This is a genomic window from Ruegeria sp. CDSA193 (assembly GCF_059611885.1).
Window position 1 is genome coordinate 407325 of record NZ_JBXWPN010000004.1, and the last position, 16644, is coordinate 423968.

16 protein-coding genes are annotated in these 16644 nt (G+C 57.5%); 7 read left to right on the top strand and 9 right to left on the bottom strand.

All coding sequences use genetic code 11. The features are described 5' to 3' along the window. Positions 1 to 34 precede the first annotated feature (34 nt). The 3 genes from AC2FLG_RS10180 to AC2FLG_RS10190 form a co-directional block, all read right to left on the bottom strand. Positions 35 to 1243: a multidrug effflux MFS transporter gene (locus AC2FLG_RS10180; RefSeq protein ID WP_142633545.1), complete on the bottom strand. Its 1209-nt coding sequence runs from the start codon at positions 1241 to 1243 to the stop codon at positions 35 to 37. A 75-nt stretch (positions 1244 to 1318) separates the two neighbouring features. Next, positions 1319 to 1978 carry a DsbA family oxidoreductase gene (locus tag AC2FLG_RS10185; protein WP_142633547.1) on the bottom strand — a complete coding sequence of 220 codons (660 nt, stop codon included), beginning with the start codon at positions 1976 to 1978 and terminating at the stop codon, positions 1319 to 1321. Further along, on the bottom strand, positions 1975 to 3492 hold the full coding sequence (locus AC2FLG_RS10190; RefSeq protein WP_496706065.1) for a class I adenylate-forming enzyme family protein: 1518 nt from the start codon (positions 3490 to 3492) through the stop codon (positions 1975 to 1977). Before AC2FLG_RS10190 ends, AC2FLG_RS10185 begins: the two co-directional genes overlap by 4 nt. 65 nt (positions 3493 to 3557) lie before the next feature. On the opposite strand from AC2FLG_RS10190, the gene AC2FLG_RS10195 reads away from it, so the two are divergent. Next, positions 3558 to 4181 (top strand): helix-turn-helix domain-containing protein, encoded by a 624-nt coding sequence (locus AC2FLG_RS10195; protein ID WP_142633550.1) that lies wholly within the window; start codon positions 3558 to 3560, stop codon positions 4179 to 4181. Here AC2FLG_RS10195 and AC2FLG_RS10200 read toward each other — a convergent pair. After that, complete coding sequence (locus AC2FLG_RS10200; protein ID WP_142633552.1) at positions 4170 to 4406, bottom strand: hypothetical protein; 237 nt, start codon at positions 4404 to 4406, stop codon at positions 4170 to 4172. The two genes, AC2FLG_RS10195 and AC2FLG_RS10200, sit on opposite strands and share 12 nt — an antisense overlap. A 561-nt stretch (positions 4407 to 4967) precedes the next feature. Continuing rightward, positions 4968 to 6794, bottom strand: coding sequence for an extracellular solute-binding protein (locus AC2FLG_RS10205; RefSeq protein WP_496701135.1), 1827 nt, complete (start codon positions 6792 to 6794; stop codon positions 4968 to 4970). Between the two features lie 291 nt (positions 6795 to 7085). Here AC2FLG_RS10205 and AC2FLG_RS10210 point away from each other — a divergent pair, with 291 nt between their 5' ends. Next, positions 7086 to 7859 carry a 3-hydroxybutyrate dehydrogenase gene (locus AC2FLG_RS10210; protein ID WP_496706067.1) on the top strand — a complete coding sequence of 258 codons (774 nt, stop codon included), beginning with the start codon at positions 7086 to 7088 and terminating at the stop codon, positions 7857 to 7859. Positions 7860 to 7877: 18 nt separating this feature from the next. Then, entirely contained in the window at positions 7878 to 8903 is a 1026-nt protein-coding gene (locus AC2FLG_RS10215) for a patatin-like phospholipase family protein (protein ID WP_496706068.1), read from the top strand. Here AC2FLG_RS10215 and AC2FLG_RS10220 read toward each other — a convergent pair whose 3' ends face one another. The 4 genes from AC2FLG_RS10220 to AC2FLG_RS10235 all read right to left on the bottom strand — a co-directional run bounded on the left by AC2FLG_RS10220 (position 8904) and on the right by AC2FLG_RS10235 (position 12127). Continuing rightward, on the bottom strand, positions 8904 to 9581 hold the full coding sequence (locus AC2FLG_RS10220) for a DUF502 domain-containing protein (protein WP_142633557.1): 678 nt from the start codon (positions 9579 to 9581) through the stop codon (positions 8904 to 8906). It abuts the gene before it with no gap. Positions 9582 to 9645: 64 nt separating this feature from the next. Beyond that, on the bottom strand, positions 9646 to 10560 hold the full coding sequence (locus AC2FLG_RS10225; protein WP_496675820.1) for a pseudouridine-5'-phosphate glycosidase: 915 nt from the start codon (positions 10558 to 10560) through the stop codon (positions 9646 to 9648). Beyond that, positions 10557 to 11450 (bottom strand): PfkB family carbohydrate kinase, encoded by an 894-nt coding sequence (locus AC2FLG_RS10230; protein WP_281972023.1) that lies wholly within the window; start codon positions 11448 to 11450, stop codon positions 10557 to 10559. The genes AC2FLG_RS10225 and AC2FLG_RS10230 overlap by 4 nt, the downstream gene beginning before the upstream one ends. A gap of 56 nt (positions 11451 to 11506) precedes the next feature. Then, positions 11507 to 12127: a thiamine phosphate synthase gene (locus tag AC2FLG_RS10235; RefSeq protein ID WP_496706070.1), complete on the bottom strand. Its 621-nt coding sequence runs from the start codon at positions 12125 to 12127 to the stop codon at positions 11507 to 11509. A 153-nt stretch (positions 12128 to 12280) separates the two neighbouring features. Between AC2FLG_RS10235 and AC2FLG_RS10240 the strand changes: the two genes are divergently transcribed. The 4 genes from AC2FLG_RS10240 to AC2FLG_RS10255 all read left to right on the top strand — a co-directional run bounded on the left by AC2FLG_RS10240 (position 12281) and on the right by AC2FLG_RS10255 (position 16621). Next, a complete protein-coding gene (locus tag AC2FLG_RS10240) occupies positions 12281 to 13024 on the top strand; it encodes an RNA methyltransferase (RefSeq protein ID WP_496706072.1) in 744 nt (247 codons plus the stop codon). Between the two features lie 62 nt (positions 13025 to 13086). Further along, complete coding sequence (ctaA, locus tag AC2FLG_RS10245; RefSeq protein ID WP_496691170.1) at positions 13087 to 14232, top strand: heme A synthase; 1146 nt, start codon at positions 13087 to 13089, stop codon at positions 14230 to 14232. A 5-nt stretch (positions 14233 to 14237) separates the two neighbouring features. Next, entirely contained in the window at positions 14238 to 15707 is a 1470-nt protein-coding gene (locus tag AC2FLG_RS10250) for a carboxypeptidase M32 (RefSeq protein ID WP_496706074.1), read from the top strand. After that, a complete protein-coding gene (locus AC2FLG_RS10255) occupies positions 15704 to 16621 on the top strand; it encodes a CE1 family esterase (protein ID WP_496706076.1) in 918 nt (305 codons plus the stop codon). The genes AC2FLG_RS10250 and AC2FLG_RS10255 overlap by 4 nt, the downstream gene beginning before the upstream one ends. Positions 16622 to 16644: the final 23 nt, after the last annotated feature.

The window sequence follows — 16644 nt, forward strand, 5'->3', positions numbered from 1 at the left end:
GGGAGGATAACGTGTTTCACGCGCTCTGCACAGATCAGGCGGGCAATCTGTCTTCTATCCGGCCCATATACAGCATCAGGCCGAACCCCATCGTGCACATAGTCAGGACACCTATTGCCAAGGGAAGGATCGATCCGTCAAACAACTGTCCCAGGGGGGCTGCCACTGCAGCGGCCAGAACGGTTGATACCGCGCCTATGACTGACGCTGCCATGCCCGCAATATGGCCCATCGGCTCCATCGCGATGGCATTTAGGTTGCCCATCGTCATACCGGCCATGAAGAACACGGCAGTCTGCCAACTGACAAAAAGCGCAAATGAGGCGCCATCAGAAAGGTCCAGACCATTCATTACCATGACAAAACACGTAAAGATGATCTGTGCGCCCAAAGTCCAGGTTACAATCCGGCGCATCCCCAATCGGATGACCAAAGTCGCGTTCAACAAACTGGCCGAGCCAGCCATCAGAGCAACGAAACCAAACCAGAATGGGAAACTGTCTGCTCTGTCGTAGATGATGTCATAAACAGGTTGTACCATCGTCAGCATGGTGAACAGCATCCCAAGGCAAAGCGTTTGCACCATGATCGAAACCCGCACAGTCGGGTGTGCAAACATCTGCCGCGCGGCATCAATCATGAGCGGCAGGCGCAGGGGACGGCGATTTTCGGGTGCCAGAGGTTCGCTCAGACGCAGGCCCATCCACGTGATGGTGATCAAAGAGAACAACATGAACGAAGCGAAGATGCCACGCCACCCGGCCAGAGCGATCACCCCGGCACCCATCATGGGCGCGATGGCGGGAACCAGCGTAAAGATCATCATGGCAATCGAGACGATGCGGGCCATCTCACGGCCGGAATAGAGGTCACGGATAATGGCCATGGCCACCACGCGTGGGGCCGCGCTGCCGATGCCTTGAAAGATGCGCGCAATCAACAGCATCTCAAGCGAGGAGGTGGCCCAGGCAACTGCGGCAGACAGGATATACAGCGCAGAGCCGACGTAAATTACCGGCTTGCGCCCGAATGCATCCGACAGAGGGCCGGTGAAAAAGGTGCCGATCCCCATGCCCAGCACAAATGAGGTCAGGATCAACTGCGCCTTGTTTGCATCACCTGGGCTGAGTTGCGCGCTGATCTGCGGCAGGGCGGGCAGCATCGAGTCGATAGAAAACGCGATTGTCGCAAACATCATTGCGATCAAAGCGACAAATTCTCCGCGCGGCATGCGATTACTCATGGGGCTCTCCTGACCCGTTCGCGCTATCACAGCGGATTGGGCACGGCCAGTGATCAGAATGCACAGGAGGCTGTGCTATTTTGCAGGGGAAGCCTCGATTTGAGACATGATTTCACCGATCACGCGTTCCCACATTTCCGGTGGTTGCGCGCCGGGGACAGCATGTTGGTTGGCAACGATAAAAGTCGGTACCGACGTCACACCCATCTGCCGGGAATGCGCGTCACGGTTGCTGATGTCGGTGCGGTCGGCGTCGGATTTCAGCAGCTTCATGACGACGGCGGCGTCCATCCCCTGACTGTCGGCAATATCCGCCAGAACCTCGTGGTCACCGATATCGCGACCCTGTACAAAATAGGCCTGAAACAGGGCATCAACTATAGCGTTCTGCTTGTTTTCGATCCCGGCCCAGTGGATCAGCCGATGAGCATCCAGCGTGTTCGGGGTGCGCTTCATCCCCTCAAAGTCGATGCCCAACCCTGCATTTTCGGCATGCTCGACCACCGGGGCATACGCACGGATGGCTCCGTCTTTGCCGCCGAATTTGCGCTCCAAGTATTCACGCCGATCCATGCCTTCGACCGGCATATCGGGGTTCAGCTGAAAGGGGTGCCATTCAATGATGAATGGATGATCCGGAGTTGCAGCCAACGCTTTGTCCAGATGAGTCTTGCCAATATAGCACCAGGGGCAGATCGGGTCAGACATGATGTCGAGCTTGACGGTCTGGGTCATGTATTGGTCGCCTTGAAATAGGCCGGCAGCGCCCGGCGCAAAAGTTTGCCATTGCCGCCTGTTGGCAGCTGAGGCAGATGGATAAAGGCGCGCGGTTGCTTATAGCGCGCCAGATTTGTCTCGACATAGGCGCGCAGGGCGTCCTCGTCCAGCTTTTCCGGCCCGGTATAGAATGCCACTATGACAAAACTGTCCTGCTTGACCTCAACTGTGGCCGCGCCGACCTGCGTGATGCCGGGATATCGGGACAATGTGGCCTCGACCTCGATCGGTGAGACCCGGTAGCCGCCAGCATTCATCATATCATCGTCTCGGCCAAGATAGGTGATCTGTCCATCAACTGCCATTGCACCCTGATCGCCGGTCAGAAACCACTCGCCCTGCATCCTGGCCTGCGCTTCGTCCGGCGCGTTGAGATAGGTCAGCATTAGGCCGGGGTCTGATCGGTGGATGGCGATGGTCCCTTCTTTCCCCTGTGGAACCGGCCCGTCTGGACCCAGAATTGCCACACGCCGCCCCGGTTGTGGTTGCCCCAGTGCATCGCCACGTGCCGGATAGGCTGGGCTTGAAGAGATGAAGGTCGAGCATTCGGACATTCCAAAAGCTTCATACAACTCGCGCCCGGTGATCCGTGTCCATTTCTGGTGCAGATGCCGTGAGAGTTTTTCACCAGCGCAAAGACCGTGCCTCAGATCGGGAAGGTGCAGATCGTTTGCTTCGTTCAAAATTTTCCGAAACACGCCCGGAGCTGCAGCAAAAATCGTGGCACGGTGATTGCGCAGCATATCGGGTAGGGTCGACAGATCGGTGCCGGGCTCCGGTATCAGCGCTGTCGCGCCAATGGTCCAGGGATCCATCAGTCCTGTCCCCAACGTATAGGTCCAGTTGAACGCACCTGCATGGCACAATCGATCCGTTTCCTGCAGGCCGTACCACCCATCCACCATCATCTGCCGCGCCCAAATTGCACGATGGGCATGTGCAACGGCCCTTGGCTTACCCGAGGTGCCAGAAGTATAGACCACATAAGCCATGTCTTCGGGGTCGCCCATCCGAAACTCGGCCAGAGGTAGATCGCGCATCTCGCGCAGTTGGCTCAAAGATATTTGGTTCGGGTGATCCGCGCTGGCGATATCGGGATCGCGGAGTATGGCGGCGGGCTTCAGATCTTGGATGATCTTTGCCGTTTCCGGCTGTGTCAGCTGTGACGATGTCGGCACGGGTACAATGCCGACCGCGATTGCACCCAGATAGGTTATTGGGAAATCAACCGTGTTCCCCAAACGCATCAAGACCAGATCGCCCGGTTTCAAACCGGCCCGCAGCAGACCTGTACCGGTTGCAAGGATCGCGCGTTTCAACGCAGCAAAGCTCCAGTTCTGTGCCGACGTTGCGCCAAGTACCGACAAGGCAATCTTGTCGCCATTGCGATCTGCTTGACGCAACACATGCGCGGCCAGATTGAAAGGGGTGGGGCAGGCCTTGGGCGGGCCTTGATCGAACAGGGAAAGCATGGCGTCTGGCTAACGCGGCAACTGCTGCGTTGCAAGCGGGACAGGCTGGCCCTATAGAGTGGCGCATGAGAACCAAAGAGCAGACATCTCTGATCCGAATTGCCCGAAACTCGGGCGAGCATACAGAGGTTGAACCGCTGGACCTTGGCGTCCGTGTGCGTGAATTGCGCAAGGCGCGTAACTGGACTTTGGAACAAGCGGCCAATCAGGCGGGATTGGCGCGTTCAACGCTCAGCAAAATCGAAAACGGGCAGATGTCGCCTACATATGATGCGCTGAAGAAGCTGGCGATCGGGCTGGAAATCTCTGTTCCGCAGCTGTTCACGCCGCCGCAGCGCGAGCAGGTGATCGGGCGTATGGCTGTGACCCGGATGGGGCAAGGTACCAGCCACGCAACCACAACATACGAGCACGAACTGCTGGCTGAGACGCTTACGAAAAAGCAGATGCTGCCCTATCGCGCCCGTGTACGTGCCCGGTCGATGGATGAGTTTGACGGGTGGGTCCGCCACGATGGCGAAGAATTCCTGTACGTGCTGACGGGTGTTGTTCGCCTGTATACCGAGTTCTACGAACCCGTCGAAATGCGCCGCGGTGACAGCGCCTATTACGACGGCAGCATGGGGCATAATGTCGTTTCGGTCAGTGAAGAAGACGCGATGATCCTGTGGGTGACGTCACTTACCTAGATGTTTGGTGACTTCACGGGTTAGCGCTTCGGTGAACAGGAAATCCTCAAGCTCTTCATGTGCCTCGTTCACCGTCAGATGATGACGTTCGGCCAGATAAGCCTCGAATTGCGCACGGTCGCGCCCTACCGCATCCATGTCTCGGTCGCGCAAATTGGGAAACCGCCGTTTTGCACGGGCGTACATTTCATTCCAATCTTGCGTCAGATCGTTCCACTTAAACATCTATTGGGCTTTCTGTTTGTCTGGCTACAGATCTGCTCGGCCCTGAATTCAGGGTACGAATGGTGTTTGCAGGTAGGGCTATGGCAAAATGTCGCACCTTGAGCGTGCGAAGTTTAAATCAGTTAGGCCCGCCACAGGAAATCTGAGACGGGCCTACGGACCAAATAGTTTTGAGTGAGTGGAGGCTGGTCCGAAAATACTGTTCCTGATATTGTAACACAGCTATGTGTCGGTAATGTTTGGCGTAATTCAAATTGGATACATTTGTACTAGTCGCAGGCTATATCTTTCGAACCCGTTACGTAAAGCCCCTTGTTGAAATTTTTCAAATTTGTCTGAAACTAGGGATCGCATCAATTTATAGCGGAATGCCCACAGCATTTACCTGCATGTCGTGGTACTGCGGGTCTGTGCCAGAATCCGCCGAAGGGTATGAGACCCACACAGCAAACGCCGAACCGGTCTTATTGCATCACATCTGCAGCGGTTGCGATCCTCTGGAACGAGATTGGCACGGACAGTTAGCAATTAGGAAAGGACGGGGCCGCCTCTTTTGAGGCGCTATTCCTCGTACCACCAGACCTGCGGCATGTATTCCGGCCCGTCACCGTATATGGGCAGGGTTTCCGGCTGTTTCAGCTCACGCGCATGTGCAATCCGGCCGACGTCAAAGCTCCAGATCGGGATGACATACCGGCCAGCGGTTAGAACGCGATCCAGCGCGCGGGTCGCAGACACGAAATCTTCGTGGCTTTCAGAGGCCAGCATCGTATCGATTAAACCGTCCACTGCTAGTGACTGAACCCCCATCAGGTTACGTGTTCCTGCCGTGTCGGCATTTTCACTGCCCCAATACAGGCGTTGTTCGTTGCCCGGCGACAGGGAAAGAGCCCGGCGAAATGGGGTCATGTCAAAATCATGGGCATCCATCCGAGAGGTGTATTGTGCGTCGTCGATTTTTTCGACTGTAAGCTCGATGCCAAGCCGTTCAAGCGTACGCGCATAGATTTCTGCGATGGTTCCGACATTCTGGACAACGTTGAGGCTGCCCTGGCTGATGACCATGTCAACGATGAACGCTTCGCCATCTGCGTTTCGCAACACGCCATCCTGAACCGTCCAGCCAGCCTCTTGCAGAAGCTTGGTTGCCTTGCGCAGATTGGCCCTGTTGCGTTCCGAACCGTCACCTTTCGGAAGCTCGTAACCTTCCAGTGTACCGGGCAACAGTGTATCGGCGTATGGCTGCAGCAGCTCAGCCACCTGACCGGTGGCAGTACCGGGCTGCATCGCCAGATCCGAGCCCGAGAAATACGAGGTTATCCGCGGTTGCGCGCTTCCGGTGACGGTGTCGTTGATGAATTCGAAATTGAAAGCCAGAGTCAGAGCCTCGCGCACGCGCCAATCATCGAAGGGTGGCTTGCGCGTATTCATGACAAATCCGGTCATGCCCGAAGGCTTGCGATGCGGGATTTCGGTTTTCACCACATCGCCGCGCTGTACCGCGGGGAAGTCATACTGGTTGTTCCACTTATCGGCGTTAAACTCGCGCACGGCTGAGAGCTCGCCTGCTTTGAAGGCCTCGAATGCGACTGTGCCATCCCCGTAGAACTCGATCCGCATCTCATCCAGATTCATGGTGCCGCGCCGAAACGGAATGTCAGCGCCCCAGTAATCCGGATTGCGACGCAGGTTCACATACCGTCCGGCTTCGTACCCATCGATGACATACGGTCCAGACCCCAAGGGGATGTCTTGCAGCGGCGCGTCGGCAAAGTCCTTACCCTCCCACTGTGCCTTCTGAAGGATCGGGCGCATCCCGGCGATCAGCGCAAGCTCGCGGTCGGGGTCGTTAAACGTGATGCGAACGGAACGCGGTCCGGTTTGTTCGATACTGTCGATCTTTCCCCAAAGGCCGCGATATCTCAGGTGCCCTTCGGTTCCCAAAGTCTCATATGACCAGATGACATCCTCGACAGTGACCGGTGATCCATCCGAGAATCGGGCATTCTCTCGCAGGGTAAATTCGACCCAGGATCGGTCTGGAGCCGTCTCAACTGATTCGGCTAACAACCCGTAAAGAGTGAAAGGTTCGTCCCAGGAACGCCCCATCAGGCTTTCATGGGTCCAAAATCGCAACTGCCAGGGTGACGTGCCTTTTTGCACAAACGGGTTAAGACTGTTATAGCCGCCGGTATTTCCAAATACGACTTTGCCGCCTTTGGGTGCATCAGCATTGACATAGGGTAGCGACACAAAATCCGGTGGAAGGGCAGGGTCACCATACATAGCTATGCCATGGGTCGATTCTGCATGGGCTGCTGCAACGGCAAAAACACTAACGATTCCCGCGATCATAGGGCGAACGGGGCGAAGAAAATCGGGGCTCATTTTGGAAACAATCCTGCTCTGGCCTTATTTTGTTGGGATTCACCGTACCGATGATTTTTCATATTATCAAACTTTTAGCTTGGACGAAGGCGTGGAATTGCTTATAAAGGGCGTACTGCTCGATAGGTTTCTTGCCTGTATGAAACCTGCCTCAATAACTTAACGCCCGCTTCGTGCGGGCGTTTTTTTTGTGCGATTTTCGCTGATACAGCGCCCCCAATCTTTCCCCGTTTTCTTTGCAGGTGCAGCATGGCACTGTGCCGTCAACACGGAATCTGACGGAGAGCACCCATGAGTCTTTCGGGCAAAACAGCAATCATCACAGGATCGAATTCGGGCATTGGGCTGGGCATCGCCCGCGAGCTGGCCAAGGCCGGAGCCGATGTGGTGCTGAATTCGTTTACTGACCGCGACGAAGATCATGCTCTGGCCGCAGAGATCGGGCAGGAAACCGGAACCAACGCGCGCTATATCAAAGCGGACATGTCAAAGGGTGAAGAGTGTCGGGCGCTGATCGAAAAGGCTGGAGCCTGCGATATCCTGGTCAACAATGCCGGCATTCAGCATGTGGCGCCGATTGATCAGTTTCCAACCGACAAATGGGACGCGATCATTGCGATCAACATGAACTCGGCCTTTCACACCACTGCCGCCGCGTTGCCGATGATGCGCAAGGCGGGCTGGGGACGGGTGGTGAATATTGCATCGGCCCATGGGTTGACGGCATCGCCTTTCAAAGCCGCCTATATCGCGGCCAAGCACGGTGTTGTCGGGATGACCAAAACCGTAGCTCTCGAGACCGCACAAGAGCCGATTACCTGTAATGCGATTTGCCCGGGATATGTGCTGACGCCGCTGGTCGAAGAGCAGATACCCAATACGATGAAAGAATACGATATGAGCCGCGAGGATGTCGTGAAGAATGTCCTGCTAAAGCGGCAACCTTCGAAAGAATTCGCTACGGTCGAACAACTGGGCGGTACGACGATCTTTCTGTGCTCGGATGCGGCGGCGCAGATCACCGGCACGACGATTTCAGTTGATGGCGGGTGGACCGCGCTCTGAGCCTTGGGGAGTAGGGCAGTGAAACGTATCAATCTGGCTTTGCAGGGCGGCGGCGCGCACGGAGCGTTCACTTGGGGTGTGCTGGATCGTCTGCTGGACGAAGATGATATCGAAGTCGCGGCGATCACCGGAACATCGGCAGGCGCACTGAACGGTGCGGCCTATAAGTCTGGCATGGTACGGGGCGGCCGGGAGGGCGCGCGCACCAATCTGGATGCGCTCTGGGCCCGTATGGGGGCCGTCGACGATACGAACCTGACCAACTGGATGCGTGCGTTTGAGCCCTCACATATCGCACAGTCTATCGAAAATTCGCTGCCGTTTGCTGTAGGCGACGCCTGGTCGCGGTTGGTATCTCCTTATGCCTATGGGCCGTTCTACCGCAACCCCCTGGAACCCGTGGTCGAGCGTTTTGATTTCGATGAAATATGCGCTGCCGAAGGTCCGCGTCTGTATGTCTGCGCGACATGCGTGCGCAGCGGAAAGATTCGGGTGTTCACAGGGGATGAGCTGTCGACTGAGGCCATCCTTGCGTCCGCCTGTTTGCCAACCCTGTTTCAGGCGGTCGAGATATTCGATCCAAAATCGGGCCGGACCGAGGCTTACTGGGATGGCGGATATACCGGTAATCCAGCTCTGTATCCCTTGTTCAATTCCGATCTGCCCGAGGACGTGGTGATCGTGAACATCAACCCCCTGGAACGGGAAGAAATCCCCAAGACGCCGCAGCAAATCCAGAACCGGATCAATGAGATCGGCTTTAACTCATCGCTGTTTCGGGAACTGAGGGCCATAAGCTTCGTTCAGCGCTTGCTGGAGGATGGCAAGCTGAAAGCGGGCGAAATGAGCCGTGTTCTGGTTCACATGATTGCCGATGACGCGTTGATGAATGACCTCTCGGTCGCGACCAAGACAGTGCCCAACCCTGTGGTCCTACATAAGCTCAAAGAAGCTGGCCGCAATGCAGCTGATCAGTTTTTGACAGATCACAAGGCCGATTTGGGTGCACGCAGCACGGTCAATCTGCCGGAAATGTTTGGATAGTCATTCTGGTGGCTGGGTCGGGTCTTTGTCGTTCGGGTAAACAAGACCGGCCGAAATCACCAGTTTGGCGGCATCTTCGATCGACATGTCCAAAAGGATGACGTCCTCTATCGGAAAGAACAGCAGGAACCCCGATGTCGGGTTGGGTGTCGTCGGAATGAACACGCTGTACAGATCGCCACCCGCTTCTGCGCGTTCGTTGACTTCTCCCTTGGCGGTGGTCGAGACGAACCCGATGGCCCAGATGCCACGGCGCGGATATTGAACCAGACAGGCTTTTTCAAATGACCGTTCAGTCTGGGCAAAGACGGTCTCGGAAATCTGCTTGATGCCTGAATAGATGGACCGGATGACTGGCATCCTATTCACCAGGCTTTCGGTGAACGAGATAAAGGATCGGCCCAGGATGCCCTTGGCAACCCAGCCAACCACGACGGTGAACACCAGAAAAAAGATGACACCTACACCGCGCAGGTTGATGCCAACATATTGTTCAGGCTGGAATTGGTGGGGAACCAGCGGCAGAACCGCACTGTCGATCCAGCCGACAACAGACCAGATCAGCCAGATCGTCAACCACACCGGCGCAATAACGACGATGCCCGTCAGAAAGGACGCACGCAGCCGTGAGAACAGGCCGGGCTGTCGGTTGGGTTCTTCGTCAAAAGGAGTGTTCATTACGGTCCTGAGTGGCTTGCGAATTTAGTTAAGCAGTCCTTGGCCTTGGTACAATAGCTATATGTTAATCCGCCTTGGCGGACAGGGCGCGGGCGATCCCGGCTGCCAGACGGGCATTGTTGCGGACCAATGCGATATTGGCGGTCAGAGAACGACCTTCGGTCTGCTCATAAATCCGTTGCAACAGGTAGGGTGTGACCCCTTTACCGCTGATCCGATGCACATCTGCATCCGCCTGTGCCGAGGCGATGATCGGGGCCAGTTCCTCGGATGGGATCTGATCGGCCTCCGGGATCGGATTGGCGACAAGTTGGCCGCCGGGCAGGCCAAGCGCGCGTCTGGTCGCATGTGCGTGCGCGATGTCTTCCGCACTGTCCATGCGCAGAGGGGCTGCCAGCGGGGATTTTGCCGACCAGAAGGCCGGAAATTCGTCCTGGCCATAGGCAATGACCGGAACGCCCAGTGTTTCCAGAACCTCAAGCGTCTTGGCCAGATCGAGGATGGCTTTGGCGCCTGCGGCAACAACCGTGACCGGGGTATGGGCCAATTCGTGCAGGTCAGCAGAGATATCGAACGAGGTTTCAGCCCCTTGGTGGACGCCTCCAATACCGCCGGTGGCGAAAACGTCGATCCCGGCGTGATGGGCGGCGATCATGGTTGCGGCGACCGTTGTTGCACCGGTGCCACCGGTTGCCATGCAGGCTGCCATATCGGCACGGGACAGTTTGGCGACCCCATGCGCTTGGCCCAGCGCTTTCAACTCTTCGGCTTCCAGACCGACGTGAAGCGTACCATTGATCACCGCCATGGTGGCTGGCACAGCGCCCGCGTCTCGGATGTCTTGTTCAACCTGTGCCGCAACCTCGATGTTCTGCGGGTAGGGCATACCGTGGGTGATGATCGTGCTTTCCAGCGCAACGATAGGTTGGCCTGCGTCTTTGGCGGCGCGGACCTCGGCAGAATATTGAATGTTGATCACAGTGGGGTTTCTCCGGAAACGTAAGTTGCGGCGGCATGCAGGGCACGTGACAGGGCCTCATCGCTTGGGGCACCGGTGGCCTCGGATGCGATATGCGCCGCCATGAATGTATCACCAGCGCCGGTCACACGGGTGACCAGAACGGATGGGGGTTTTTGGGTCAAGATTTCCTCGGCGCTGGCAACGGTTGCTGAACTGCCGCCATCGGTCACCAGCACGCGCAGCGCGCCGCGATCCAGCAGCCCCTTGGCGGCGCTTGCCGAATCCGCGAATTCGCGCTGGCACAGGATGCCAGCCTCTTCGAGGTTCACATAAAGCGTCGCGCGGGCATGCTTGAGGAAAGGCAGCAGGCGATCGGCCTTGCCGGGTGAGGCCGGTGCCACGCGCAGGTCGGCCCCGGCGAAGGCTGGGCTTTGCGCGATTTCTTCCAAAAGCGACAGCGTCAGGTTGCCATCCAAAGCAACAGGACCATCAAATGGCATGGTCTCTGTGCCTAATGGGCCTTGCATCAGGGGTTTCAGAATTTTTGCCCCAGCGGCCTCAAGTGAATGAGCGTCCGCTATCGCGGCAATCAGCCCATTGGCGCCCTCGACAGCCATATATCGGTCGGTCGGCAGGTCCTGCGAGCGATAGATGTGATCGGTTACCATCCCCAGTCGGGCGCAAGCGTTGACCAACTCGTCCCCTTCGGGATCGCGGCCAATGGCGGTCAACAGGGTGGGCGTCATGCCAAACCGCACCAGCGTCATGGCAATGTTCATTGCCACGCCTCCGGGCAGGCGGGTGATCCTGCCGGGAACATCCGACCCCTGCCGCATGGCGCTGGCAGAACGTCCGATCACGTCCCACAGGACAGAACCGATACAAAGAATTTCGCTGTTCTGAGTCATGTCGACGTCATGCCGCAGCCCCGGCGTGGGTGCAAGGGTTAACGCTCACACCCAGTTCAGCCCATGGCGGAGATCAAAGTTTTCAGTGCGGCGGCTGGGTCTTCCTGTGGCCAGATTTCATCCCCGATGCCAAAGAAATCGGTGCAGGGGCCCAGGCCGCGGATCAAATCCGGTGTCAGGCCACCTTCGGCCACAACCGGGACTTCGATCATCTCAGACCACCACTGGAACAGATCATGCTCGGCCACGGTTCCGTCACCCAAGGAGGACGTGCCAACCGGGCCAAAGGCCACATAATCGGCGCCGGCCTCACCAGCCGACATGCCGTCATGGCTGGAGGTGCCGCAGAAGCAGCCGACAATGGCATCGGCACCCAATTCCTTACGCACATACCGGACCGAACGCGCGCCATCATCCAGATGCACCCCATCCAGACCCAGACGCTGCGCCAACAGGACGTGGTTGGAAATCACCAGCGCCACGTCCCGTGTATGTGCCACCTCGCGGCAGGCATCAGCGGCACGGGCAATCGTATCCTCGTCATTTCCCGCAAGGGCCAGTCGGATACAGGCGATTTCGGTGCTGTCCAGAACGCGGGCCAGTTGGTCGGGGAACGTGCTCAACGTGATGGTCGGCGGGGTGATCAGGTAAATCTGCGGCTGCTCGGGGGTGTCCATCGGCGCGTCCTTAGCTTTAAGTCTTTTGCGCGGTTTAGCGGATTGCGGGGCGGAAGCAAACTTTTATGCCTGTTTCAGGCAGAATTGGCGCCGCCAATGGCTTGCCCTGCGTTGGCGCGACGATTACAGCAGGCGCAGTTTTCGGAGACAACCATGCCAAGCGACAAATCCCAGCCCTCATTTGTGCTCGTGCGCCCGCAGATGGGTGAAAACATCGGTGCCGCCGCGCGGGCGATGTGGAATTTCGGGCTGGACCGGATGCGGATCGTGGCCCCACGTGATGGCTGGCCGAACCCCAAGGCAGTGGCGATGTCCAGCGGTGCGGGCCGTCTGCTAGATGAGGCGCAGCTGTTTGACGATCTGGCTGGCGCGCTGTCTGACAGTACCTATGTCTTTGCTACCACGGCCCGCCAGCGCGGGTTGACCAAGCCGGTCTACAGCCCTGAACGCGCCATGCAGATCGCCGCGGAAAAGGTTGCTGCGGGCGAAAAAGTCGCCGTGCTGTTTGGCCCGGAACGGGCAGGGCTTGAGAATGAGGATATCGCCAAGGCCAATGCCATCATCTCGGTCCCGGTGAATCCGGAATATGCCTCATTGAACCTTGGGCAATGCGTGTTGCTGACCGCCTATGAGTGGATGCGCCAGACAGGCGACGTCGTGCATGAGGCAACCGATCTGGGCAAAGGCGACTGGGCCACAGGCATCGAGGTCGAAAAACTGGTCGAACATTATGAAGACCGGCTGGAAGAAGCGGGGTTCTTTTACCCCCCCGAAAAGGCCGAAAGCATGAAGACCAATCTGCGCAATCTGTGGTCACGGATGCGGATGACGCGGGCGGATGTGCAGATGTTGCACGGGGTCATGCGTCAGATGGTCCGTTGGAAAGACAAAGGGTAAGGCTGGACCTCGTCCCATGGTGGTCCTAGCTTGCAACGAAATTCAAGACACATGAGGAACGCATGAGCGGCAAGCGCAGCATCTTCGAAGAGGTCTCAGACTCTGAAAAACAACAAGCGGTTCAACCTGGTATGATTGACCGGGGCCGCGGTGGTGCGCGTAAGGCTATCCGGGCCTGGCTGATGATCCTGTTTGCGCTTGTGGTTGTGATGATTGCGGTGGGTGGGCTGACCCGCCTGACCGATAGCGGGCTGTCGATTACCGAATGGCGCCCGCTCACCGGGGCTGTCCCGCCGATGACCGAAACCGACTGGCAGGCCGAGTTCGACAAGTACAAGCAAATCGACCAGTGGCGCATCCAGAACCAGTGGATGGAGCTTGCGGATTTCAAGTCCATCTATTGGTGGGAATGGGGCCACCGGCAGTTGGGCCGTGTGATCGGGCTGGTATGGGCACTTGGATTTTTCGGGTTCCTTATTGCCCGCAAGATACCAACGGGCTGGACCGGCAAGCTGATGATCCCCGGTGCTTTGGGTGGGATTCAGGGAGCGGTTGGCTGGTGGATGGTTGCGTCAGGCGTGACGCAGGGCGAGGGGATGATCGCCGTTGCCAGCTATCGCCTGGCGATCCATCTGGGTCTGGCCTTTGTGATCTTGGGTTTCCTCGCCTGGTATATGTTCGAACTTGGCCGGGATGAGCGTGACCTGATGCAAGCCCGCCGCGCGAAAGAGGCCAAACTGTTTTCCCTGTCTACCGGCCTGATGCATTTCGCATTCCTGCAGATCCTCATCGGTGCACTTGTCGCAGGTATCGACGCTGGGCGGTCTTATACCGACTGGCCATTGATCGGCGGGCAGATTTTCCCGCCGGACGCGGCGATACTGGAACCGATGTGGCGGAACTTTTTCGAAAGCCCCGGGCTTGTGCAGTTCATCCATCGTTGCGCGGGTTATCTGCTGTTCATCTTTGCCATCGTTGTCTGGCGTCGTGGCAATTCCAGTGCGCATCCGCAAACGCGCTTTGCCTTCAACACGATGTTCGCAGCCTTGTCGCTGCAGGTGGTTGTTGGGATCATGACCGTGATCTACGCGGCCCCCTGGCAGATCGCCATTTTCCACCAGTTCATGGCCGTGATCGTGTGGACTCTGACCCTGCGTGCGCGCTTCCTGACAGCCTATCCCATCGCAACTTCGATCCGCGGAGCCTGACCCAGATGACTGCCTATGATGAACTGATGGCCTTCCAACGTGAAACCTCGGCACTTGGTCAGATTGCCGGGCGTCTGGGATGGGATCAGGAAACAGTGATGCCCCGCGGCGCAGCACCGCAGCGCGCAGAAGAAATGGCCGCGATCGAAGCTGTTTTGCATGCCCGACGGTCTGATCCGCGTGTGGCAGAGTGGCTGGAGCAGGCCGACCCGCAGGACGATGTCGCCCGCGCGCAACTGCGCGAGATACGCCGGTCCTATGAGCGGACCGTGAAAGTGCCCGCCGATTTGGCCAAGACCATCGCACGCGTTACCTCAGCCGCGCAGGGCACATGGGCACAGGCGCGCGCCGATGAGGATGTGGCGGCCTTTTTGCCCGTACTGGAAGAGGTTGTGGCGCTCAAACGTCAGGAAGGTCAGGCCCTGGCACAGGGCGGTGATGTCTATGACGCCATGGTCGAAGATTACGAGCCCTATACGACCGGCACTCAGATCGCTGCGATCTTTGACCAGATGCGTCCGCGTCTGGTGGCATTGCGAGCAGCCGTACTGGATCAGCCCGGACCGGCCGCCCTGACTGGGACGTTTGACTCAGCGACCCAGATGCGCCTGTCACAGAAGCTGGCCACCGGATTCGGTTACGACCTGAACACTGGCCGGGTCGACAAGGCCGTTCACCCGTTCAGCTCGGGCAGCGGATTGGACGTGCGGATCACCACGCGCACCAGCGAGACCGATCCGTTCAACTGTTTCTATTCAACCATTCACGAGGTCGGCCACGCCGCCTATGAACAGGGTATCGACCCAGCCTACCTTTTGACCCCGCTGGGGCAGGGCGTGTCGATGGGCGTGCATGAAAGCCAGAGCCGGATTTACGAAAACCAACTGGGTCGATCACGCGCCTATACTGGCTGGCTGTTTGGCCAGATGGTCGAGGCTTTTGGCAATTTCGGCGTCGCCGATGCCGATGCGTTCTATGCCACGGTCAACCGGGTCCATAATGGATATATCCGCACCGAGGCGGATGAGGTGCAGTACAACCTGCACATCATGCTGCGCTTTGACCTTGAGCGCGAGTTGATGAGCGGTGATCTGCAGGTCAGCGACCTTGAGGGCGCATGGAATGACCGGTTCAAGGCCGATTTCGGCTATGCGGTTGATAAGCCCTCGAACGGGTGTCTGCAGGATGTCCATTGGTCCGTCGGTCTGTTCGGGTATTTCCCGACCTACTCGCTGGGCAATGTCTATGCCGGATGCCTGAACCAGGCTCTGCGATCCGCGCTGCCCGATCTGGATACTCAACTGGCCGAGGGTGACACGTCGGGCGCCACCGGTTGGCTGCGCGAAAACCTCCAACGCCATGGCGGCCTTTACGCCCCCCGCGACATCATCCAACGCGCCAGTGGCATGGAACCTGGGCCGGAGCCTCTGCTGGACTATCTCGAGGCGAAGTTCCGGGCCTTGTACAAATTTTGATCGCAAAGAAACCTGCATTGGTCGTCAGGCTGGTTACAATCTGCATCGCAGCACTCGCTGGTTATTTGGCGTTGCGTGGCAATAGGCCAAACGCGTCCTTTTCCGAATTGTATCAGGTGACCGACTGCGGTGGTGCCGACATGCCTTGTCAGGTTTCAGACCGACACTATAACGCCCTGATCCCAATCGGGGATGGACCTTTTCCAGCCATCGTGTTCTTGCATGGCACAAACGGAAGTGGACAAAAAACGGTAGAAAACATTGATTTGGTTCAACCTTTTCTGAATCGTGGTTATGCGGTGATCGCACCAACAGCATTGGAGATCGAATACCGAAACGGCCCCGGTACTGGGTGGGTGTGGGATTCTACCCGATACAGCCGGGATGATTTCCGGTTTGTCGCGGATGTCGTCGAGGATGCAATTCAAAGGTTTTCCATCCAACCGGATGGCATTCTAGTCGCGGGACATTCTCGTGGCGGTTCATTCGCCTGGTACTTGGCTTGCTCCGAGGTTGATCCGCGCCTTAAGACCTTCGCGCCAATAGGCGGGACGCCGATGCGCCGTCAGCCTGGCCCCTGTGCCACGGCCAGTTTCGACTTTGATTTGCTTTATATGCATGGCTACGCAGACTCTGTCATTCCATTTGCCGGGACAGACTCATCCCTTCGGGCGCATAACTATATGGGTGCTGTCGAAGCTGCAGACGGAATGGCCTATAAATTGGGGTGCGATACGGTCGATCTAACCCAAGGAAACGGCTTTGATCAAAGAACTTATCACGGATGCCGTTCGGTTGCAGAAAAGGAAAGGTCCTTGTCAGTGATCGGTTTTCAAGGCGGACACAGTGTTCCAACCGGGTGGGCGGATCTTATCCTGAACTGGTTTGAGGGCCTGGCTGACCACGGCCAATAGCCCCAAACATAAAACGGATCGCG

Bases quoted from the DNA above. Each gene is read 5' to 3' on its own strand.
- AC2FLG_RS10180 (WP_142633545.1), bottom strand. From the start codon at position 1,243: ATGAGTAATCGCATGCCGCGCGGAGAATTTGTCGCTTTGATCGCAATG.
- AC2FLG_RS10185 (WP_142633547.1), bottom strand. From the start codon at position 1,978: ATGACCCAGACCGTCAAGCTCGACATCATGTCTGACCCGATCTGCCCC.
- AC2FLG_RS10190 (WP_496706065.1), bottom strand. From the start codon at position 3,492: ATGCTTTCCCTGTTCGATCAAGGCCCGCCCAAGGCCTGCCCCACCCCT.
- AC2FLG_RS10195 (WP_142633550.1), top strand. From the start codon at position 3,558: ATGAGAACCAAAGAGCAGACATCTCTGATCCGAATTGCCCGAAACTCG.
- AC2FLG_RS10200 (WP_142633552.1), bottom strand. From the start codon at position 4,406: ATGTTTAAGTGGAACGATCTGACGCAAGATTGGAATGAAATGTACGCC.
- AC2FLG_RS10205 (WP_496701135.1), bottom strand. From the start codon at position 6,794: ATGAGCCCCGATTTTCTTCGCCCCGTTCGCCCTATGATCGCGGGAATC.
- AC2FLG_RS10210 (WP_496706067.1), top strand. From the start codon at position 7,086: ATGAGTCTTTCGGGCAAAACAGCAATCATCACAGGATCGAATTCGGGC.
- AC2FLG_RS10220 (WP_142633557.1), bottom strand. From the start codon at position 9,581: ATGAACACTCCTTTTGACGAAGAACCCAACCGACAGCCCGGCCTGTTC.
- AC2FLG_RS10230 (WP_281972023.1), bottom strand. From the start codon at position 11,450: ATGACTCAGAACAGCGAAATTCTTTGTATCGGTTCTGTCCTGTGGGAC.
- AC2FLG_RS10235 (WP_496706070.1), bottom strand. From the start codon at position 12,127: ATGGACACCCCCGAGCAGCCGCAGATTTACCTGATCACCCCGCCGACC.
- AC2FLG_RS10240 (WP_496706072.1), top strand. From the start codon at position 12,281: ATGCCAAGCGACAAATCCCAGCCCTCATTTGTGCTCGTGCGCCCGCAG.
- ctaA (WP_496691170.1), top strand. From the start codon at position 13,087: ATGAGCGGCAAGCGCAGCATCTTCGAAGAGGTCTCAGACTCTGAAAAA.
- AC2FLG_RS10250 (WP_496706074.1), top strand. From the start codon at position 14,238: ATGACTGCCTATGATGAACTGATGGCCTTCCAACGTGAAACCTCGGCA.